This is a genomic window from Streptomyces sp. NPDC057565 (assembly GCF_042801455.1).
GTDB lineage: Bacteria > Actinomycetota > Actinomycetes > Streptomycetales > Streptomycetaceae > Streptomyces > Streptomyces yanii.
The window spans coordinates 398931-419738 of record NZ_JBHVFU010000002.1 but is presented as its reverse complement, the minus strand read 5'-3'; the positions used below and the strand labels follow the sequence as shown (position 1 = coordinate 419738).

General features: G+C 67.4%; 20 protein-coding genes and 2 tRNA genes. 16 read left to right on the top strand and 6 right to left on the bottom strand.

Features of this window, described 5'->3' with window-relative positions:
• The first annotated feature begins 176 nt into the window (after nucleotides 1-176).
• The 4 genes from gyrB (at nucleotide 177) to ACFU8W_RS05915 (ending at nucleotide 5758) form a co-directional block, all read left to right on the top strand.
• Nucleotides 177-2246: a DNA topoisomerase (ATP-hydrolyzing) subunit B gene (gene gyrB, locus ACFU8W_RS05930; protein WP_345512714.1), complete on the top strand. Its 2070-nt coding sequence runs from the start codon at nucleotides 177-179 to the stop codon at nucleotides 2244-2246.
• Between the two features lie 47 nt (nucleotides 2247-2293).
• A complete protein-coding gene (gene gyrA, locus ACFU8W_RS05925; protein WP_384032609.1) occupies nucleotides 2294-4918 on the top strand; it encodes a DNA gyrase subunit A in 2625 nt (874 codons plus the stop codon).
• 93 nt (nucleotides 4919-5011) lie between these two features.
• Nucleotides 5012-5611 (top strand): DUF3566 domain-containing protein, encoded by a 600-nt coding sequence (locus ACFU8W_RS05920; protein WP_384032607.1) that lies wholly within the window; start codon nucleotides 5012-5014, stop codon nucleotides 5609-5611.
• A 70-nt stretch (nucleotides 5612-5681) separates the two neighbouring features.
• A tRNA-Ile gene (locus tag ACFU8W_RS05915) sits at nucleotides 5682-5758 on the top strand.
• A 503-nt stretch (nucleotides 5759-6261) separates the two neighbouring features.
• Here ACFU8W_RS05915 and ACFU8W_RS05910 read toward each other — a convergent pair.
• Nucleotides 6262-6627: a DUF6344 domain-containing protein gene (locus ACFU8W_RS05910; RefSeq protein WP_384032605.1), complete on the bottom strand. Its 366-nt coding sequence runs from the start codon at nucleotides 6625-6627 to the stop codon at nucleotides 6262-6264.
• Between the two features lie 275 nt (nucleotides 6628-6902).
• Between ACFU8W_RS05910 and ACFU8W_RS05905 the strand changes: the two genes are divergently transcribed.
• The 3 genes from ACFU8W_RS05905 (at nucleotide 6903) to ACFU8W_RS05895 (ending at nucleotide 9260) form a co-directional block, all read left to right on the top strand.
• Nucleotides 6903-7037: a DLW-39 family protein gene (locus ACFU8W_RS05905; protein WP_003958712.1), complete on the top strand. Its 135-nt coding sequence runs from the start codon at nucleotides 6903-6905 to the stop codon at nucleotides 7035-7037.
• Nucleotides 7038-7653: 616 nt separating this feature from the next.
• Nucleotides 7654-7908 (top strand): hypothetical protein, encoded by a 255-nt coding sequence (locus tag ACFU8W_RS05900; RefSeq protein ID WP_384032603.1) that lies wholly within the window; start codon nucleotides 7654-7656, stop codon nucleotides 7906-7908.
• Nucleotides 7908-9260, top strand: a complete 1353-nt coding sequence (locus tag ACFU8W_RS05895) for a hypothetical protein (RefSeq protein WP_384032601.1) — start codon at nucleotides 7908-7910, stop codon at nucleotides 9258-9260. The genes ACFU8W_RS05900 and ACFU8W_RS05895 overlap by 1 nt, the downstream gene beginning before the upstream one ends.
• Before the next feature lie 22 nt (nucleotides 9261-9282).
• On the opposite strand, the gene ACFU8W_RS05890 is transcribed toward ACFU8W_RS05895, so the two are convergent.
• Entirely contained in the window at nucleotides 9283-10653 is a 1371-nt protein-coding gene (locus tag ACFU8W_RS05890) for a serine/threonine protein kinase (RefSeq protein WP_384032599.1), read from the bottom strand.
• A gap of 217 nt (nucleotides 10654-10870) precedes the next feature.
• A complete protein-coding gene (locus tag ACFU8W_RS05885; protein WP_266983753.1) occupies nucleotides 10871-11419 on the bottom strand; it encodes a DNA-binding protein in 549 nt (182 codons plus the stop codon).
• A gap of 171 nt (nucleotides 11420-11590) precedes the next feature.
• On the opposite strand from ACFU8W_RS05885, the gene ACFU8W_RS05880 reads away from it, so the two are divergent.
• Nucleotides 11591-11663: transfer RNA gene (locus ACFU8W_RS05880), tRNA-Ala, on the top strand.
• An 84-nt stretch (nucleotides 11664-11747) separates the two neighbouring features.
• Here ACFU8W_RS05880 and ACFU8W_RS05875 read toward each other — a convergent pair.
• A complete protein-coding gene (locus ACFU8W_RS05875; RefSeq protein ID WP_345512723.1) occupies nucleotides 11748-12467 on the bottom strand; it encodes a DUF5324 family protein in 720 nt (239 codons plus the stop codon).
• A 320-nt stretch (nucleotides 12468-12787) separates the two neighbouring features.
• Here ACFU8W_RS05875 and ACFU8W_RS05870 point away from each other — a divergent pair, with 320 nt between their 5' ends.
• Together ACFU8W_RS05870 and ACFU8W_RS05865 are read left to right on the top strand one after the other, a co-directional pair.
• The gene (locus tag ACFU8W_RS05870; RefSeq protein ID WP_266983755.1) at nucleotides 12788-13315 is read left to right on the top strand and encodes a peptidylprolyl isomerase; all 528 of its coding nucleotides are present in this window, start codon (nucleotides 12788-12790) and stop codon (nucleotides 13313-13315) included.
• A 157-nt stretch (nucleotides 13316-13472) separates the two neighbouring features.
• Complete coding sequence (locus ACFU8W_RS05865; protein ID WP_384033010.1) at nucleotides 13473-14372, top strand: rhomboid family intramembrane serine protease; 900 nt, start codon at nucleotides 13473-13475, stop codon at nucleotides 14370-14372.
• Nucleotides 14373-14659: 287 nt separating this feature from the next.
• Here the strand turns inward: ACFU8W_RS05865 and crgA are convergent, their stop codons facing one another.
• Complete coding sequence (crgA, locus tag ACFU8W_RS05860; protein ID WP_266983757.1) at nucleotides 14660-14914, bottom strand: cell division protein CrgA; 255 nt, start codon at nucleotides 14912-14914, stop codon at nucleotides 14660-14662.
• Between the two features lie 141 nt (nucleotides 14915-15055).
• Between crgA and ACFU8W_RS05855 the strand changes: the two genes are divergently transcribed.
• The 6 genes from ACFU8W_RS05855 to ACFU8W_RS05830 are packed head-to-tail and all read left to right on the top strand — an operon-like array spanning nucleotide 15056 to nucleotide 19558.
• On the top strand, nucleotides 15056-15823 hold the full coding sequence (locus ACFU8W_RS05855; RefSeq protein WP_266983759.1) for a DUF881 domain-containing protein: 768 nt from the start codon (nucleotides 15056-15058) through the stop codon (nucleotides 15821-15823).
• A 25-nt stretch (nucleotides 15824-15848) separates the two neighbouring features.
• Nucleotides 15849-16595 carry a class E sortase gene (locus ACFU8W_RS05850; RefSeq protein WP_384032596.1) on the top strand — a complete coding sequence of 249 codons (747 nt, stop codon included), beginning with the start codon at nucleotides 15849-15851 and terminating at the stop codon, nucleotides 16593-16595.
• A 56-nt stretch (nucleotides 16596-16651) separates the two neighbouring features.
• Nucleotides 16652-16834, top strand: coding sequence for a hypothetical protein (locus tag ACFU8W_RS05845; RefSeq protein WP_037702041.1), 183 nt, complete (start codon nucleotides 16652-16654; stop codon nucleotides 16832-16834).
• The gene (locus ACFU8W_RS05840) at nucleotides 16831-17469 is read left to right on the top strand and encodes an aminodeoxychorismate/anthranilate synthase component II (RefSeq protein ID WP_345512726.1); all 639 of its coding nucleotides are present in this window, start codon (nucleotides 16831-16833) and stop codon (nucleotides 17467-17469) included. The genes ACFU8W_RS05845 and ACFU8W_RS05840 overlap by 4 nt, the downstream gene beginning before the upstream one ends.
• A complete protein-coding gene (locus ACFU8W_RS05835; RefSeq protein WP_384032593.1) occupies nucleotides 17466-18803 on the top strand; it encodes a class E sortase in 1338 nt (445 codons plus the stop codon). The genes ACFU8W_RS05840 and ACFU8W_RS05835 overlap by 4 nt, the downstream gene beginning before the upstream one ends.
• Nucleotides 18804-18829: 26 nt before the next feature.
• The gene (locus ACFU8W_RS05830) at nucleotides 18830-19558 is read left to right on the top strand and encodes a class E sortase (protein WP_384032591.1); all 729 of its coding nucleotides are present in this window, start codon (nucleotides 18830-18832) and stop codon (nucleotides 19556-19558) included.
• A 72-nt stretch (nucleotides 19559-19630) separates the two neighbouring features.
• On the opposite strand, the gene ACFU8W_RS05825 is transcribed toward ACFU8W_RS05830, so the two are convergent.
• Nucleotides 19631-20674, bottom strand: a complete 1044-nt coding sequence (locus tag ACFU8W_RS05825; protein WP_384032589.1) for a restriction endonuclease — start codon at nucleotides 20672-20674, stop codon at nucleotides 19631-19633.
• Nucleotides 20675-20808 lie beyond the last annotated feature (134 nt).

Below are 20808 nucleotides of genomic sequence, written 5' to 3'. Positions count from 1 at the left end.
CGAATATGGGGAGTCGTCAGGCGCTCATTCAGGGCGGCACATGCGGACTCAGGTACCGGCAAACCCCCATTCGTGTCGGCGCTACCGGTAGACTGGTGAATAATCCCGCATCCTTGCGGGAGTCGTCGATACAAGCCGAACGACGCAGCCGCTCCCGCTTGCCCGGAGAACGGCCTGTGCTGTGCCAGAAAGGGCGCTTCGTGGCCGATTCCGGCAACCCCAACGAGAACATTCCGTCCACACCCGGTGAGAGCGGCGAGGCGGCTGCCTCGTACGACGCCAGCGCGATCACCGTCCTCGAGGGCCTGGACGCGGTCCGCAAGCGACCTGGCATGTACATCGGTTCGACCGGTGAGCGTGGACTTCACCACCTTGTGCAAGAGGTCGTCGACAACTCGGTCGATGAAGCCCTGGCCGGGCATGCGGACACCATCGACGTCACGATCCTTGCCGACGGCGGGGTCCGAGTGATCGACAACGGTCGAGGTATCCCCGTCGACATCGTGCCGTCGGAGAAGAAGCCCGCGGTCGAGGTCGTGCTGACGGTGCTGCACGCCGGCGGCAAGTTCGGCGGCGGCGGATATGCCGTCTCCGGCGGTCTGCACGGTGTCGGTGTCTCCGTCGTGAACGCCCTGTCGACGCGCGTCTCCGTCGAGGTCAGGAGGGACGGCTACCGCTGGACCCAGGACTACAAGCTCGGTGTGCCCACGGCGCCGCTGGCCCGTAACGAGGCCACCGACACGACCGGTACGACCGTCACCTTCTGGGCCGACGGCGACATCTTCGAGACCATCGAGTACTCCTTCGAGACGCTGTCGCGCCGCTTCCAGGAGATGGCGTTCCTCAACAAGGGCCTGACGATCAGGCTCACGGACGAGCGTGAGTCGGCGAAGGCGACGGCGGGCGCGGATGTCGCGGAGGCGGTCGAGGTCGCCGAGGAGGAAGCGGCCCGGACGGTCACGTACCACTACGAGGGCGGCATCGTCGACTTCGTGAAGTACCTCAACTCCCGCAAGGGCGACGTCATTCACCAGTCGGTGATCGACATCGAGGCCGAGGACAAGGAGCGACTCCTCTCGGCCGAGATCGCGATGCAGTGGAACACGCAGTACAGCGAGGGTGTCTACTCCTTCGCCAACACGATCCACACGCATGAGGGCGGTACGCACGAGGAGGGCTTCCGTGCGGCGCTGACCACGCTGGTCAACAAGTACGCGCGGGACAAGAAGCTGCTGCGCGAGAAGGACGACAACCTCACCGGTGACGACATCCGTGAGGGTCTGACGGCGATCATCTCGGTGAAGCTGGGCGAGCCGCAGTTCGAGGGCCAGACGAAGACCAAGCTGGGCAACACGGAGGCGAAGACCTTCGTCCAGAAGGTGGTCCACGAGCACCTCACGGACTGGTTCGACCGGAACCCGAACGAGGCCGCGGACATCATCCGCAAGGGCATCGCGGCGGCCACGGCCCGCGTCGCCGCCCGGAAGGCGCGCGACCTGACCCGTCGCAAGGGGCTCCTGGAGAGCGCCTCGCTGCCGGGCAAGCTGAGCGACTGCCAGTCGAACGACCCGACGAAGTGCGAGATCTTCATCGTCGAGGGTGACTCCGCCGGTGGTTCGGCGAAGTCCGGCCGTAACCCGATGTACCAGGCCATCCTGCCGATCCGAGGCAAGATCCTGAACGTCGAGAAGGCCCGGGTCGACAAGATCCTGCAGAACACCGAGGTCCAGGCGCTGATCTCGGCCTTCGGTACCGGAGTCCACGAGGACTTCGACATCGAGAAGCTCCGCTATCACAAGATCATTCTGATGGCGGACGCCGACGTCGACGGTCAGCACATCAACACGCTGCTGCTGACGTTCCTCTTCCGCTTCATGCGGCCGCTGGTCGAGGCCGGCCATGTCTACCTCTCCCGCCCGCCGCTCTACAAGATCAAGTGGGGCCGCGACGACTTCGAGTACGCGTACTCGGACCGCGAGCGTGACGCCCTGGTCGAGCTCGGCAAGCAGAACGGCAAGCGGATCAAGGAAGACTCGATCCAGCGCTTCAAGGGTCTCGGCGAGATGAACGCCGAGGAGCTGCGCATCACGACGATGGACGTCGACCACCGCGTGCTCGGCCAGGTCACGCTGGACGACGCGGCGCAGGCCGACGACCTCTTCTCGGTGCTGATGGGTGAGGACGTCGAGGCACGGCGCTCGTTCATCCAGCGCAACGCCAAGGACGTCCGCTTCCTCGACATCTGAGTCGGCCGTACCAAGCAAGCCGCAGCTCGAAAGGACTTTGACCAGCAATGGCCGACGAGAACACCCCTGTCACCCCTGAAGAGGAACCCGTAGTCGCGGGTGTGGGCATGCGTGTCGAGCCCGTGGGGCTCGAGACGGAGATGCAGCGCTCCTACCTCGATTACGCGATGTCCGTCATCGTGTCGCGTGCGCTGCCGGACGTACGGGACGGCCTCAAGCCCGTCCACCGCCGTGTGCTGTACGCCATGTACGACGGCGGGTACCGGCCCGAGAAGGGCTTCTACAAGTGCGCCCGTGTCGTCGGTGACGTCATGGGTACGTACCACCCGCACGGCGACTCCTCGATCTACGACGCGCTCGTGCGACTGGCGCAGCCCTGGTCGATGCGCATGCCGCTGGTCGACTCCAACGGCAACTTCGGTTCTCCGGGCAACGACCCGGCCGCAGCCATGCGGTACACCGAGTGCAAGATGATGCCGCAGTCCATGGAGATGGTCCGGGACATCGACGAGGAGACCGTCGACTTCCAGGACAACTATGACGGCCGCAACCAGGAGCCGACGGTTCTGCCGGCGCGCTTCCCGAACCTGCTGGTCAACGGCTCCGCGGGCATCGCGGTCGGCATGGCGACCAACATCCCGCCTCACAACCTGCGCGAGGTCGCGGCCGGTGCCCAGTGGTACCTGGAGCACCCGGAGGCCTCGCACGAGGAGCTGCTGGACGCCCTGATCGAGCGGATCAAGGGCCCGGACTTCCCGACCGGAGCGCTCGTCGTCGGCCGCAAGGGCATCGAGGAGGCGTACCGCACGGGCCGTGGCTCCATCACGATGCGCGCGGTCGTGGCGGTCGAGGAGATCCAGAACCGGCAGTGCCTGGTCGTCACGGAGCTTCCGTACCAGACCAACCCCGACAACCTCGCGCAGAAGATCGCCGACCTGGTCAAGGACGGCAAGGTCGGTGGCATCGCGGACGTCCGCGACGAGACGTCCTCGCGCACCGGCCAGCGCCTCGTGGTCGTGCTGAAACGGGACGCGGTCGCCAAGGTCGTACTCAACAACCTGTACAAGCACACCGATCTCCAGACGAACTTCGGCGCGAACATGCTGGCGCTGGTCGACGGGGTGCCGCGCACGCTGTCGATCGACGCGTTCATCCGCCACTGGGTGACGCACCAGATCGAGGTCATCGTCCGGCGTACGAGGTTCCGCCTGCGCAAGGCGGAGGAGCGGGCGCATATCCTGCGCGGTCTGCTCAAGGCACTCGACGCGATCGACGAGGTCATCGCCCTCATCCGGCGCAGTCAGACGGTCGAGATCGCGCGTGAGGGCCTGATGGGCCTGCTGGAGATCGACGAGATCCAGGCGAACGCGATTCTGGAGATGCAGCTGCGCCGACTGGCCGCGCTGGAGCACCAGAAGATCACGGCCGAGCACGACGAGCTCCAGGCGAAGATCAACGAGTACAACGAGATTCTGGCGTCGCCGGCACGGCAGCGGCAGATCGTCAGCGAGGAGCTGGCGGCGATCGTCGATAAGTTCGGCGACGACCGGCGCTCCAAGCTGGTGCCCTTCGACGGTGACATGTCCATCGAGGACCTGATCGCCGAGGAGGACATCGTCGTCACCATCTCGCGCGGCGGCTATGTGAAGCGTACGAAGACGGACGACTACCGCTCGCAGAAGCGCGGCGGCAAGGGCGTCCGCGGCACGAAGCTCAAGGAAGACGACATCGTCGACCACTTCTTCGTGTCGACGACCCACCACTGGCTGCTGTTCTTCACCAACAAGGGTCGCGTCTACCGGGCCAAGGCGTACGAGCTTCCGGACGCCGGCCGGGACGCACGCGGCCAGCACGTCGCCAACCTGCTGGCCTTCCAGCCGGACGAGCGGATCGCCGAGATCCTGGCGATCCGGGACTACGAGGCCGCGCCCTATCTGATCCTCGCCACCAAGGGTGGCCTGGTGAAGAAGACCGCGCTGAAGGACTACGACTCCCCGCGTTCCGGCGGTGTCATCGCGATCAACCTCCGCGAGACGGAGGACGGCAGCGACGACGAGCTCATCGGTGCGGAGCTGGTCTCGGCCGAGGATGATCTGCTGCTCATCAGCAAGAAGGCCCAGTCCATCAGGTTCACTGCGACGGACGATGCACTGCGCCCGATGGGCCGTGCGACCTCGGGCGTCAAGGGCATGAGTTTCCGCGAAGGCGACGAACTGCTCTCGATGAATGTCGTCAGGCCGGGTACGTTCGTGTTCACAGCCACCGATGGTGGGTACGCGAAGCGGACCCCCGTCGACGAGTACCGCGTTCAGGGTCGTGGCGGCCTGGGTATCAAGGCCGCCAAGATCGTGGAGGACCGGGGCTCGCTGGTCGGCGCGCTGGTGGTCGAGGAGACGGACGAAATCCTCGCCATCACGCTCGGCGGCGGTGTGATTCGTACGCGAGTCAATGAAGTCAGGGAGACGGGCCGTGACACCATGGGCGTCCAACTGATCAATCTGGGCAAGCGTGACGCGGTCGTCGGCATCGCACGTAACGCCGAGGCCGGCCGCGAGGCCGAAGAGGTCGACGGAGATGCGGATGCCGAGGCGACTGCCGAGGCGACCGCAGAGAACACTGTCGAGGGCACTGTCGAAGGCACGTCGCCTTCGGCCGGGGAGCACGAGGAGTAGAGCGTGAGTGGAGCCACGGGCGCCGGTTCGGCCGCTTCCGGAGCTGGAGCGAACGGTGCCCGTGGCCCTGCCACGGACTCCCAAGGGGGCACTGTGACGGACACCCGGGGGCCTCAGCCCCAGTACGAGGGATACGCGACCGGGCCACTGCCCGGTGAGCGTGAGCCCGCGCCGGGGCAGGCAGGTGGGCCTTACCACCCGCCGCAGGCGTACCCCTCGCCCGCGGGCGGGACGCAGGGCGGCCCGCCCCAGGGCGCGCAGCACGGCGTCGGTGCCGCGCAGGCGGCCCGTCGCCCTCGGACGGGGGCGCGGACCACTCCGCGCACCCGCAAGGCGCGACTGCGGGTGGCGAAGGCCGACCCGTGGTCGGTGATGAAGGTCAGCTTCCTGCTCTCCATCGCGCTCGGCATCTGCACGGTCGTGGCGGCCGCGGTCCTGTGGCTGGTGATGGACGCCATGGGCGTCTTCTCCACCGTGGGCGGCACCATCAGCGAGGCGACCGGTTCCAACGACAGCAACGGCTTCGATGTGCAGTCGTTCCTGTCGCTTCCGCGCGTTCTCATCTTCACGTCGGTCATCGCGGTGATCGACGTCGTGCTGGCGACCGCACTGGCGACGCTGGGCGCCTTCATCTACAACTTGTCGGCCGGTTTCGTGGGCGGTGTCGAGCTCACGCTGGCCGAGGACGAGTAGGGCTGCGGGTATCGATTTTGGGACTGGCCCCGACGTGCGCTAATCTTCAGAAGTCAGCGCGCAGCGCGGCGGGGCTATAGCTCAGTTGGTTAGAGCGCATCCCTGATAAGGATGAGGCCACAGGTTCAAATCCTGTTAGCCCCACCAGTACAAAGACCCCCGACCAATCATGGTTGGGGGTCTTTGGCATCTAAGGCTGACATCGGCCGATGAGTAGTGGGTCCTGCGGCAGCTCGGCGAGCATCGCGACGGCTTCCCGATCGTCGGAGCCGACCACGTGCGTAGGCGTCCTGGTCATGCCGATCTGGTCACGTGCCGCTCGAATCTCCGGGAGAAGCCCACAGGGTCGATCATGCCGCCCTGCACCGAGGTTGTGCGTGGTTGTACGGGGATGCGCGCGCCGCAGGGGTGTGCAGGGATCCGCGGCGAGGGCTGCACGGTCTCGGGCATCGGAGCGCGGGGCGCGGGAACGCCTCTGCCGGCGCAGGCGATCGCGTGATCGGGAAGCGTGGAGCAGGGCTTCGCGAACTGCGAGTCCGTCCGCCACTGCCATGGTGGGCACGAAGCCGGCCCCTGGTTGCCCGGCGCACGAAAAGGCCCCCGTCCGGTGTGAACCGGACCAGGGGCCCCGTGCGTCAGTGGCACCGCTCTCACGGTGGCAGGAGGGATGCGTCCCCCGCCGGGGCCCCGTGGGCGGTGCGGGCGGCGCCGGTGGTGTCTGTGGCGTCCATGGTGTCCCTCATGTCCGTCGGCAGGTGCCTGGTGGCCGGTGAGGAGCCGTGTGCCTCGGCGCGGATGCGCTGCTTCATCGTGGGTGGCAGCGACCTGTCACGCGGAAGGGTCCATCGCACCGACGGGGTGGTCGCGGTTGCCGCGGTCGCACCCGTGTGCTCCTGATTCGTGGCCTTCGGCTGCGTGGCCGTGGCGGGGGTGCTGATGAGCCCCATCGACGCGAGAAGCGCGAAGAAGGCGGTGATGAAGGCGGTCCAGATGCTCTTGGCCTTGAAGGTGCTCATGGCCCCTCGCTTTCGGGTAGTCCGGTTTGCTTACCTTTCTGATGATGTGGATGTGGCTCGCGATTTCGGTGACCGACGCCGTGGATCCGCCGATCTTCAGATGAACACCACTCGTCTGGTGCAACCGGGCTGGACGGATCGGTGTGGAGCGGGGATGGATGGCCGCTTTTGTCCGGGAACCAGCCAGGTCGCAGGTAGGTCACCGATCGGTATCGGTCGGTGTGTATAGTCGGGCGGCAGAAGTCCCCTACGTCAAGGAAAGACGAGGTCGCGCGGTGAAGAAGCTTCTCCTGGTCGCACTGGCCGCCATCGGCGGGCTCCTCGTGTACCGCCAGATCCAGGCGGATCGCGCCGAGCAGGATCTGTGGACGGAGGCGACTGACTCCGTGCCCGCAGGTTCGGGTGTCTGAGACAGAACAGCTTTGTGCGGGCCCCGGTCGCTGAGCGACCGGGGCTTCGTGCTGTTGCGGGACCGTGACACCTGTGCTCTTGAATTCACCTACGCAAATCAATAGATTGCGAGAGCAAAGGAGCTGGTAGGTCGGTCGAGGGGGGCACGTGTGAGAGCACGGAACCATCGCCGCACTTCAGCAGCAGGGACGTGGATCGACGGAGCGCTGCTCGCCCTGCCGCGGGTGCGATGCCCGCCACGGCTGCCGACGGCGCATCTGCAGCCCCGCCACGACCTCTCAGGTATCGCTGTGGGCGCCGTCGTGGACGGTCTTCCCGGAGGCTGTCCGACCGCTCTGCGGGTGTACGTCGCCGACCGGCCCCGGGGCTGCACGGACCCGGCCCGCTTCCCGGTCGGCGGCGGTGGCGAGTTCACCTCGTCGGCCCTGTACAGCGGCCGTCAGGCCGCGATCATGATGGGTTCGATGCCGGTCGCCTGGACCAACCGCTACGAGTACCGCTCAACGGTCCAGTCGGTGCATGCCGGGGGCGAGTTCTCCATCTCGGTGACGCTGGGTGCGCAGGCTGTCGAGATTGCAAAGAACGCGCAGATCGGTGTGGTCCTGCGGGTGTTCGGTGCTCGAGGACGAGCGGGCCGGCCCCGAGCACCATGCCGCCGTCTTCGCCGGGAAACCGGACAGGGGAGAGGGCAAGGGGACCGACAAGAAGGGCAATTCGGCTGCGGCCGGAGACAGCGAAGGTACGGGCGGGGCAGGATGGACCGGCGTTGCGGCCGCTGCCGGGGCGGGCGCCGTGGTGGTGATCGTCGGGCTCGTGTTCGCACGCAGCCGCCGCAGGTCGGCCACACAGACGACGAGGGGAAGCGCGTGATGAGGCAGCGCAACAGGGGCCGGGCGACGCTGGCCGCGACCGCGGCGATGTGCGCGGTGGCGGCGCTGCCGGGGCAGGCGTACGCGGCCGGTGAGCCTGCTGCGTACACCTTCGACCCCGCGGCGAAGACGGTCCGGGGCGCGGAGGTCAGCACCGACGCGTCGGCCCTGAAGCCCGGGTCCGTCTACAGGAGCTCGATCAAGCCGGGCGAGAAGCTCTACTACCGTCTCGAACTCGACGCCGCCACGAACGCGTACGTCTCGGCGGTGGTCGTACCCAAGGCCGGTGGCAAGGTCGCGTACGGGGACGGCATCAAGGTCAGCGTCAGGGACAGCACGGACCTGCAGTGCAGTTCCGAGGACGCCCGCTTCCAGGCGGCGGAGTTCCCGCATCCGATCGCCGCATACGCCTACCGGGTCACGGACAAGGACAGCAACACCTGCCAGGACGCCGGCACGTACAACGTCCTGATCGAGCGGGAGAGCAAAGCCACCTCGACGCCCGACGCCTGGGACCTGGAGCTCCGTTACGAGTCGGAGCCGAAGCTGAAGAAGGGCGGTACGGCACCGACCGAGGCGCCGGAGGACTGGTCTTCGGCGTCGCCGACACCCCCCACGCAGGCCAAGAAGGAGGAACGGCCCGGCGGCACCAGCTATTACGACGCCACCAGCCTGGAGACCGGCACATGGAGGGACGGCATCGAGCCGGGGCAGACCCTCTTCTACCGGGTACCGGTGGACTGGGGACAGCAGATCTTCGCCACCGTCGACCTCGGCAACAGTGTCGGCGGCTCGGACGAGTACGTCGGCAACGCGCTCGCACTCTCCCTGGACAATCCGGCGCACGGCCATGTCGACGACGCCTCGCCGCTGTCGTACTCCGGCAAGCCTGCCTCGGTGTCGCTCGATCCGCTGCCCCCGGTGGCGTACGAGAACCGGTTCACGTTCAGTGCTGGCGAGAGCGCCATGCGGTTCGCGGGCTGGTACTACCTGTCGGTGTCGCTCAGCCCGGAGGTCGCGAAGGCCTACGGGAACAAGGCGATCCCGATGACTCTCAAGGTGCAGGTCGAGAACGCGGCGCGAACGTCGCCGTACGGGGGTTCCCCCGGAATCTTCGGTGTGACGCAGGACGACAAGGACATGGCCAGGAGCGGCCAGAGCGCACCCCAGGCAGACAAGAGCACCACGATGAAGATGGTGGGCGCGGCCGGGATCGGCGCAGGCGCCGTGCTGGTGCTCGGCCTCGGGGCGTGGACGCTGCTTGCGCGTCGCCGCACGGCCGCCGCCGCGGGCGGTCCTGCCGGTGGTGTGGGCGGGCAGCAGCCGTACGAAGGGCCGCCTCAGGCCTGGTGACAGCGGCTGCAGCCACCGGACCTCAGGCCTGGGTGAGTGCCCAGATTCCGACAGCGAAACAGATCAGCGCCACCAGCAGGACCGGGATCGCCACCTTCGGGGGCGGTCCCGGACGCTTCTGCGCTGCCTGTGCGGGAGCGGCGGCCATGGGGTGGGCCGGAGGTGCTGCCGGAGCGAAGTTCGGGGACATTCCCGCCCCGGGATGCGGAACCTGCTGCCGCTCGGCGGTGTATGCACGAGTAGGAGACGGTTCGTGCCGAACCGCGGATGTCGGAGCCTGGGAGAGATCCGGTGGGGCGGCAGGGAAGGGGGAACCCGTATGTGCCGGGAGCGGAATGGAGGCAGGGGCAGGCTGGGCCGACTGGGGCAGCTGCGTGGGCGGCTGCTGCGGAGGCGGGGCGAGATGGAAGCTGCCCGTCTCCGACATCGGGGAGGGCAGCGGGGTGTGTGGCTGCTGTGCGGCCTGGCCCGCGTGTGCGGCGTGATCGGTCGGGGAGGGCGGCCTGGGGGTGGCGATCGGGCCTTCGTGGCCGAAACCGGCGGGCAGCGGGCCCAGTTGGTCGAAGACCTCCACCGGTTCGTCGTCGATATCTGGCTCCGGCAGCATCTCGACCGCGGCCGTCAGCGCCTTGCGCGCGCCGGTGGCCGTGCGGAACCGGGCCTGCGGATCCGGCTGCAGAAGACCGGCGAGGACCTGCCACAGCGGCTCCGGGATGCCTTGCGGGGCGCTGGGGGTGCCGTGCGAGGCGAAGTGTTCGACGAGGGCCCGGGCGTCCGGCTTTTTCCCCTGCAGCAGATAGAGCGCGACGAGCCCCACGGCGAAGAGGTCCGCGGGGAAGTCGGGCTCCGCCCCCATCATCTGCTCGGGCGCGAAGTAACCCGGCGTTCCCACCACATAGTTGGTCTCGGTCAGGCGGGGCTCGCCCTTGCGCATGGAGATGCCGAAGTCGGAGAGCCGCAGGTGCGGCCGACCGGTCCCGGTGGCCTCCATCAGGATGTTGGCGGGCTTGATGTCGCGGTGCACGACACCTTCCGCATGCACCGTCGACAGTCCGGACAGCAACTGGTCGAGCAGTGTGCAGACAAAGCGCGGGGGCAGCGGCCCGTAGTCGCCGATGACATGCGCAAGCGAGCCGCCGCTCACCAGATCCATGGTGAACAGGACCTTGTCGTCGTCCGCGGCCCAACTGGCCGGGGCGAGCACATGAGGATGCTCGATCCGCAGGGCCTGCTCGCGGACGAAGCGCAGCAGCGTGTGTGCGTCGCTCTGCTGAAGCACCTTGGCCGCCACGTACCGGCGGCGACGGTGGTCCCAGGCTCGCCAGACGGCGCCGACGCCACCACGTCCGATCGGATCGATCAGCTCGTACCGACCAGCGAAGACCTCACCCATTGCGCTGTGCCCGCTCCCAGTTCCTGTTTCGGCTCGTGCCCGGCTCTCGGGGGTAGTGCACCAGGATCTTTCATTCGGCTGAGCCCGTGGGGTCCGGTACGCGCACCCACCGCGTCGGCGGCGGTCCACAACGCCCGGCGCTGTTTCCCTCCTCCGCCTGGCAGCCGCACGTACCAGCTCCCGCCCCCTGAATCCGGCCCGAACCGAAAGAAAGGTCTTAGCTCTGGTGTCCTTCGTAGTGCGCGACCGCGTCCGCGGTGCGGCCGGCGCCGTACACCCTGAGGAACTCTGCCAGTTCCGGGTGGGTCGGGGCGAGGGAGTCGGCGGCATCGATGATGTCACCGGCGGCCGCGACCGACCGCAGCAGCGACTGGATCTCACGGACCACGCGACGGACGGTGGGTGCCCCACCGCTGGTCGTGGTCTGACCGGTGCCGGTGAGGACGGAACCTCCCTGGGACTTCTTGATCTCCTCCATGCGGTCGGTGGCCTCGCCCGCGCTGACACTGCCGTCGGCGACCTGGCTGGCCAGCTCCTGCAGAGCCTGGACGCGCTGGACGACCGCGGGGTTGCCGATCTTCGCCCGCTGACCGCTCATCAGCTGGGACAGCATGGGTGCGGACAGCCCGAGTACGGCGGCGAGCCGGGCCTGGTTCAGACCGAGATCGTCGATGAGCCGGCGGAACAGCGCGCCCAGCGGTTCCCCGTACCAGCTGCGCTGAAGTTCCCTGGCTCTTGCCGTTGCTTCCTGCTGAACTGCATCCATGGCGTCTCCCCTTCGCTGAGGCTTCGCTGCTGCGAACCTCGTCCAGCATCTTACGGAGAGTGGTTGCCGACCGGGAGTCCCAATCTTTTTGGAAGATTCAGGGGGTCACCCGGTAGTCTGGTCTGCGGCGGTGACCAAGACGCTGATGTGTCTGGTGCTGTCCTCTTTTCCGGGGCCTTAGCTCAGTTGGTAGAGCGCTGCCTTTGCAAGGCAGATGTCAGGAGTTCGAATCTCCTAGGCTCCACGTCAAGAGCCCCTCTGACCTGTGGAAACGCAGGTCAGAGGGGCTCTCTTGTGTGTCTGCCGTGGGCCGGGCGGCTGTGGCGGCTCAGCGGCCGTCGTCGAGGTCGGTGCCGTCCACCTCGTCCGTCCTGTCCGCCTCGGCCTGCTTGGCGCGGACCTCGGGGTCCACAGCTGTCGGTCCGCTGCCGTCGACCGAGGTCAACGGCGTACGGTCGGCGACCTCCGTGGGGGCGGGGGGCTCGACCAGCCAGTCCGGATTGGCCTGCTTGTCCCACCACCGCCACGCGGCGTAGGCGCCGCCCGCCAGGACGGAGACCACGGCCACCACCTTGAGTACGCGTCCGGCCTTGGCCCGCCGCTCGTGTTTTCTGGCCAGCTTCCTGATCTCCTTCGCCGTGACCTGTCCGCGCAGTGCGGCCAGTGCCGCGGCGCTGCGGGCCGTGGCTTCCTCGGCGACGGGCTGGGCGGCGGCCATCGCCTGCTCGACGCGGGGCACGGTGTACTCCGCGGCGCTCCTGGCCGCCTGACGGGTACGGAGCGCGGCGCGCTGGGCGGCCTCGTCGACCTTCGGGGGCACATGCGCACGAGCCAGTTCGATACGTGGTGCGAGATGCGCGTCGTACTGGACGCGGGCCTGCTGGGCTGCCTTCGACACCCTCGGCGCGAGCCGCGTACGGGCCTCGTGCGCATAGTGTGCCGCCTGGTCCTTGGCCGAGTCGGCGTAGGGCGCCACCACTTCCGCGGCGTGCTGCACGCTGTCCTTCGCCGAGTCGGTTGCGGCGCGCACGCTGTCGATGCGGGTCACGGGATCCTCCTCCTTGGTGGCGGGTAGGTACTCCGCCTTTCCACCCATTTCGAAATCATGCCCCGCGATGGCGTGTGCGGCATGTGGGGCGGGCATCCGGGGCAAGAGAGACGGCTGTACAAAACAGCCATAAGCGATGTTGTGGGCAATGGGGTGCAAGGGGAGCTTGCCGATGACAATGCCACGGTTCGGTTCAGCACGCGCCGGTTCGTCACGCACTTGGCCTCTTTTGTTCCTGCGGGGAGCCGCAGGAAGGCCGTACGACGGATGGTCCGTGCGAGGATCGGTGGACGTCAGCGAAGACTTACGGAAGGCAGATCGTGGCCGAGCAGCTTTACGCCACCTTGAAGACCAACCAAGGCGACATCGAGATCCGGCTTCTGCCGAACCACGCGCCCAAGACGGTCAAGAACTTCGTCGAGCTCGCCACGGGCGAGCGGGAGTGGACCCACCCCGCGACCGGCAAGAAGTCCACGGACAGGCTGTACGACGGGACCGTCTTCCACCGGGTCATCAGCGGCTTCATGATCCAGGGCGGGGACCCGCTGGGCAACGGCACCGGCGGCCCGGGCTACGAGTTCGGTGACGAGTTCCACCCGGACCTCAGCTTCAACAAGCCGTATCTCCTGGCCATGGCCAACGCCGGCCCGGGCACCAACGGCTCGCAGTTCTTCGTGACCGTCTCGCCCACCGCGTGGCTGACCGGCAAGCACACCATCTTCGGTGAGGTGACGGACGAGGCCAGCAAGAAGGTCGTGGACGCCATCGCGAGCACCCAGACCAACGCACGCACCGACCGTCCGGTGCAGGACGTGGTGATCGAGTCGGTCGTCGTCGAGACCCGATGATCGCCTGCGGTCATGGTGTGATCACTCTCTGATCGGCCGTCTCGGGAACCAACCGCCCTGCTTGTCCGTACTTGGTTACATAGCGGACGAGCAGGGCGGCATCATGCGCGCTGACGCCCACGACATGACCCGAGGGGGCCAGCAAGTGATGGGACCGATGGACGAGCAGCCGCCAGGCGCCCGGGACCAGTCCGCCGATGCCCGCAGCCCATTCAGCTGCTACCGCCACCCGGGCCGCGAGACGGGGATCCGCTGCACGCGCTGCGAGCGTCCGATCTGCACCGAGTGCATGGTCAGCGCCTCGGTCGGCTTCCAGTGCCCGGACTGCGTCCGCCAGGGTTCAGGTACGGGGCACGGCCCGGCTGCCAATCAGCCGCGCACCCTGGCCGGCGGCACCGTCGCCGCCGACCCGCGGCTGGTCACCAAGATCCTGCTCGCCATCAATGTCGTCCTGTTCATCGCGGTACATGTGAAGGTGTCACTGCTCGACGACCTGACACTGCTGGGACGGGCCACCTACTACCAGGGCGGTCCTGTGGAAGGGGTCGCGGAGGGCCAGTGGTACCGGCTGGTGACGTCGATGTTCCTGCACCAGGAGGTGTGGCACATCGCCTTCAACATGCTGGGACTGTGGTGGCTCGGCGGTCCCCTGGAGGCGGCGCTCGGCCGCGCCCGCTACCTCGCGCTCTACCTGCTCTCCGGCCTGGCGGGCAGCGCGCTCACCTATTGGCTCGCCGCGCCGAACCAGGGCTCGCTCGGTGCCTCAGGCGCCATCTTCGGTCTGCTGGGCGCCACCGCCGTGCTCATGCGTCGGCTGAACTACGACATGCGGCCGGTTCTCGTGCTTCTCGCGCTGAACCTGCTCTTCACGTTCAACCCCTGGGGCGGAATCGCCTGGCAGGCGCATGTCGGCGGTCTGGTCGCGGGCACGCTGATCGCCATCGCGATGGTGCACGCCCCGCGCGAACGGCGGACGCTGGTGCAGTACGGCACCTGTGCGCTGGTCCTGGCGGCGGTGGTCCTCATCGTGGTTGCCAGAACAGCCGCACTGACCTGATCACAGGCGCCAGAGGGCTTCTCCCGGCAGTTGTCCACAGCGGGTGCACGATCTTGTGCATTCTGTGGGTACAACTGTGCCCCTTGTCGCTGAGCTGGGTTTTTCCAGCGGAGACAAGGGGCGTGCCACCCCTCGACGGGGGAGACTGCAGTCACACCGGCGTCAACAGCCGGGGAGTTATCCACAGATCGTCCGACCTTTTCCCCTGCCTGTGGATAACGCTGTGGGTAACTCAGGGCAAGGGTTGCGGTACCGGGACCGGCTGTGGTCCTACGGGTGCTGTCCGGCTACTTCCACTGCGTGGAGACGCCGAAGCCACCGGCGATGAAGCCGAAGCCCACGACGATGTTCCAGTTTCCCAGCGTCTTGATGGGCAGATCGCCGTCGGTCACGTAGAACACGACGATCCAGGCCAGACCGATCAGGAAGAACGCCAGCATCACCGGCGCCACCCAACTGCGGTTGGTCAGCTTTATGTTGGTCGTCTGCTTCGCCGGAGGCGGCGTGAAGTCGGCCTTCTTGCGGATACGTGACTTCGGCACGAGGAACTCTCCTGTCGATGCGCTGCGTGACCGCGCAGGGAACTGTGGCTGGCGCTGGGGCGGGGCGCGAGGGGGAATACTGACTCCCCCGGGCGTCCGTTAGCGTAGTGCTTCCGTGGCTCCGAAGGAGATAAGGGTACGTTGAGCAATTCTGCCGACTCTCCCCAAGGGCCGGTCCGGCGCACCTTCCGGCACCCGGTCCGCGTGCTCACCGCTGCCGTTTTCGCCCTTGCCGGGCTGATCTTCGTCACCAGCGCCAACACGGCGAAGGGCACCAACATCCGCACCGACTCGTCGCTGCTGAAGCTCTCCGACCTCATTCAGCAGCGCAGCGAGAAGAACGCGGGGCTCGACGACTCCAACGCGTCCGTACGCGAGGACATCGACGCCCTGGCCCAGCGCGACGACGGCAGCACCAAGGCGGAGGACGTCAAGCTCAAGGCGCTGGAGCGGGCCGCGGGCACCAAGAAGCTCTCCGGCCGGTCCGTCGCCGTCACGCTCGACGACGCCCCGCCGAACGCCACCGCGAACCCCGGCTACCCCGACCCGCAACCCAACGACCTGGTCATCCACCAGCAGGACCTGCAGGCGGTCGTCAACGCTCTCTGGCAGGGCGGTGCCCGCGGCATCCAGGTCATGGACCAGCGGCTGATCTCCACCAGTGCGGTGCGCTGCGTCGGCAACACGCTGATTCTCCAGGGCCGGGTCTACTCGCCGCCGTACAAGATCACCGCGGTCGGCGACCCCGACCGGCTCAAGAAGGCCCTCGACAACTCCTCCTCGATCCGGAACTACCTGCTGTACGTGAAGGCGTACGGGCTCGGCTGGAAAGTCGACGAGCACGAGGCGGTGACTCTTCCCGGCTACTCGGGCACAGTGGATCTCCACTATGCGAAGCCGGTGAAGTAGCGAGCGGTTCCGGGGAGGCCGACCGGTGTCGGTGCGACTGATCGTCAGGACCTTCAGCGAACTGTGCATCACCGCGGGCGCCTTGATCATCCTCTTTGTGGTGTACGTGCTGTTCTGGACCGGGGTGAAGGCCGCCGGTGCCACCGAGGGGCAGATCGACACCCTGCAGAACCAGTGGGCGCGGGGGGCAGTGTCCGTACCCGGGCCGAACGCGGCAGGCACGCCGGCGCCCTCGACTTCGCCGTCGTCCGCACCCACGCCGACGTCCGCACCCACGTCATCGCACGCCCGTGCCGCGTACCGCGAGGGGAAGCCGTTCGCGATGCTGTACATCCCCCGCTTCGGCAAGAGCTGGGAGTGGCCTGTCCTGGAGAACACCGAGGTCGGAACCTTGAAGAAAGGGCTCGGCCACTACCGCGGAACCGCCCCCCTCGGCGGCGTCGGCAATTTCGCGGTGGCCGGACACCGTCGCACCTACGGGGATCCCTTCAAGGACTTCCCGACGCTGCGCCGCGGCGACGCGGTGGTGCTGACGGACGGGACGACGTGGTTCACATACCGCATCGAGAAGAAGCCGTACCGCACCGTGCCGAGCGACACCGGTGTCATCGACGCCGTCCCCCGCGAGTCCGGCTTCGACGGACCCGGCCGCTACCTGACGCTGACCACCTGCGATCCCGAATGGGGCAGCAGCCACCGGCTCATCGCCTGGGCGCATCTCGACGCGACGCAGCCTGTGACCGACGGCAAGCCGGCAGCTTTCCACAGCTGACCCACGCCCCTGCCGCGGCCCTTTAGTCTGGTCCCGTACCGAATGAAGGGGACAGCATGTACGGCTGGATCTGGCGGCATCTGCCGGGCAATGCGTGGGTGCGCGGGCTCATCTCGCTCGTGCTGGCACTCGCCGTCGTCTATGTGCTTTTCCAGTACGTCTTCCCGTGGGCCGAGCCGCTGCTTCCGTTCGGCGACGTGACGGTCGACGGCACGAGCGGAACGGGGGCCGGCCAGTGAGCGCCCGCATCCTTGTCGTCGACAACTACGACAGCTTCGTCTTCAACCTCGTCCAGTACCTCTACCAGCTCGGCGCCGAGTGCGAGGTCCTGCGCAACGACGAGGTGACCACGGCACACGCCCAGGACGGCTTCGACGGCGTTCTGCTCTCGCCCGGCCCCGGCACTCCTGAGCAGGCGGGCGTCTGTGTCGACATGGTGCGCCACTGCGCGGCGACCGGCGTCCCGGTCTTCGGCGTCTGCCTCGGCATGCAGTCGATGGCTGTGGCGTACGGCGGGGTGGTGGACCGCGCCCCCGAGCTGCTGCACGGCAAGACGTCGCCGGTGACGCACGAGGGCAAGGGAGTTTTCGCCGGGCTGCCGTCCCCCTTCACCGCGACCCGCTACCACTCGCTCGCCGCCGAACCGGAGACGATCCCGCAGGAGTTGGAGGTCACGGCGCGCACGGCCGACGGCATCATCATGGGGCTGCGCCACCGCGAACTGCCGGTGGAGGGTGTGCAGTTCCATCCGGAGTCGGTCCTGACCGAGTACGGCCATCTGATGCTGGCCAACTGGCTGGTGCGGTGCGGTGACACGGGAGCCGTCGCGAGGTCGGAGGGGCTCGCGCCGGTGGTGGGCAAGGCTGTCGCGTGACCGCACTCCGCCCCGAGCACGACACCGGTGAGGAAGGCCCGTACGAGCAACGAGCGTACGTGGCCACGGGCGCGTTCGAGGCGGCAGTCGACCAGCTGGCGGACCCGCTGAACGATCCGCTGCCGGGGCAGCATGCCTCGCCGTGGTTCCGGGCGGAGAGCATTCCGGCGGAGACGGCGGAGACGGCGGAGACCGGGGCGGCGCAGGGCCGGCGGTCGGAAGGCCAGTTGCAGGCGCCACACGGGGCACAGGGGCCCCAGGGGGCGCCGCGCGAGTGGTACGACCCGGAAGGGTACGAGCGGGACTGGTACGGGCACCAGGAGCCTGTCGTGGCGCCTTCGCCCCCGCCGCTCCCTCGCAGCGACGAGACGATCGGTCTGCGGACGGAGGACACCCGACGCCCGGCCGACCGGGCGGTGACAGCTCCGATACCGCAAGCAGAGCCGGAGTACGACGAGGAGCCTGCCCCGGCTCCGGATCCCGGACCGGAGACCACAGCACTCGAACCGCGTACGGGACCGCCCACCGGGGGCCGGGCCGAGCGCCGGCGCGCCGCCAAGGGGCGCGGCCGCCGTCGCGCCGAGCCGCAGAGCCGGTCGGCGGCGACGCCGGAGGGGCGTCCGCTCTCCCGTGTCGAGGCGCGGCGGGCCGCCCGCGCGGCCAAGGACAGCCCGGCCGTCGTCGCCAGCCGGGTCGTCGGTGAACTGTTCATCTCGCTCGGCGTGCTGATGCTGCTGTTCGTCACGTACCAGCTGTGGTGGACGAATGTGCGTGCCGACCAGATCGCCGGGAGCGAGACGCACAAGATTCAGGACGATTGGGCGAAGGGCCGCAAGCCCGGGGCGTTCGAGCCGGGGCAGGGTTTCGCCATCATCCACATCCCGAAGCTGGATGTGGTCGCCCCGATCGCCGAGGGCATCAGCAAGGAGAAGGTCCTGGACCGCGGCATGGTCGGTCACTACGGGCAGGGCGCGCTCAAGACGGCGATGCCGTCGGCCGTGCAGGGCAACTTCGCGTTGGCCGGCCACCGGAACACCCACGGCGAACCGTTCCGCTACATCAACCGGCTGCGCAAGGGTGACCCGATCGTGGTCGAGACGCAGGACGCGTACTACACGTACGAGATGACCAGCGTCCTTCCTCAGACGTCGCCGTCCAATGTCTCGGTGATCACCCCGGTGCCGCCCGGTTCGGGCTTCACGAAGCCCGGCCGCTACATCACTCTGACGACCTGTACGCCTGAATTCACAAGTACGTACCGGCTGATCGTCTGGGGCAAGATGGTCGACGAACGGCCGCGCAGCAAGGGGAAGCCCGACGCGCTCGTCGGCTGAACTTCATCACGACAGGGACGGGTGCGGTGGCAGCGAGGACCCAGCAGGAAGAACAGACCGACGAGTCCGCGCCCCCGGTGCGGAGCAGGGACCGCCATCCCGTCGCGACCGCGGTCAGTCTCTTCGGCGAGCTGCTGATCACCGCGGGCCTGGTGCTGGGCCTCTTCGTCGTCTACTCCCTGTGGTGGACGAATGTGCTCGCCGACCGCGAGGCCGAGAAGCAGGGGCACACCGTCCGCGACCGCTGGGCCGAGGGACCCGGGGCCCTCGACACCAAGGACGGCATCGGCTTCCTGCACGTACCCGCGATGAAGAACGGCGAGGTGCTCGTCAAGAAAGGCACCGACACCAAGAACCTCAACGACGGCATCGCCGGCTACTACACGGACCCGGTGAAGTCGGCTCTCCCCTGGGACAAGCAGGGCAACTTCACGCTGGCGGCGCATCGCGACGGGCACGGGGCGAAGTTCCACAACATCGACAAGGTGAAGACGGGCGACGCCGTCGTCTTCGAGACCAAGGACACCTGGTACGTCTACAAGGTCTTCAAGGAGCTTCCCGAGACGTCGAAGTACAACGTCAAGGTGCTCCAGCCGGTCCCCAAGGAGTCGGGCGTGAAGAAGCCCGGCCGCTACATCACGCTGACGACCTGCACGCCGGTCTACACATCGAAGTACCGCTACATCGTGTGGGGTGAGCTGGTGCGTACGGAGAAGGTCGACAAGGACCGCACGAAGCCGGCGGAGCTGAGCTGACCCTAGGATGGCGAAGGCCCGAAGCCGCAACTTGCTTTTGCGGCTTCGGGCCTTTCTGCGTCCGGTGGACTCTCAGTCGGCTTGCAGGATCGGGAGCGGTACCCCGGCGCTCCACTTCTCGAGGTGGCCTCGGTCCACGACCGTGACGCCGTGGGTCTCGGCTATGGCGCGTGCATCGGGTGTGAAGGAGGTTGTCGCTACGAAGAGAGCCACGTCCGCCTGGTGCTGGACCTTGGCGGCTCCGAGGAACTTCTGCAATTCGCCACTCCACACCGGACGGTAAGGAGCGAAGCTCTTGCACTGCACGACGACACTGCGACCGTCCGCGGTCAGCGCGGTGACGTCTACTCCGCGGTCGCCCGGACCGCCGTGGACGACGATGCCGGTGCAGCCGTCGCGGCGCAGCAGGACGGCGACGTGGTGCTCGAACTCTCTCCAGTTCATGGCGTCGATCGACGCCATGATTCCGGTGTAGGGGCGTGGGCCCCAGGCCTGTTCGAGGCGCCTGAGCCGGTGGTGGTGGTCGCGGAGCTTCCGCTCGATCCTTTTGACGTCGTCCCGGAGGGAGATCAGCTCCTTGTGCTGCTCACCGGAGGTCTCGATGAGGGCGTTGAACATGGGGACGACGGTCTTGCCGAGAATGTGGGTGATGCGTCGGTCGATACGCTCGTCGAGGGACTCGGGCTCACTGTGGACACAGTTATCCACAGGCTGAGTCCGCGCCTCGTACTCCCTGTCGAGCAAGTACGTACGCACCTGACGTGCGACTTCGCTGTCCCGGAGGAGCATGGCGACGTTGAGGACGGTGCGGCGGCTGAAAAGCGCGAGGGTGCGGGTGCGCGACTGGATCCCACTGAGCTCCTTGAAGGAGCTCAGTTCTGTACCTGTCAGAACGCGGTAGCCGCTGGCCTCCAGCTCGTCCCTATGGTCCAGTACCAGCGACCGGATGGCTTTGATCCCGACTTGGAAGTACGCCGCCACCATCGCCGTTGTCACATGCATGCCGTCCGGCAGAAGCGACAGCACCTTGACCCTGTCCAACGCGTCCGTTTGCTCCACGACACTTGCTCGTAGAGACCTCGACTCCAGCAGTACTGCATCGTTGATCACGCTCATGTCCTTTCGGCTCGTCCACAATCGTCGCGAGTGAGGTGGTTTGATCCCCCCACGTCACCTCATTCGATCAACGAGTCGGCACATATGAAGACACGATCGTTTTATGGCCGCATGTGCGGTATGCGGGATACGCG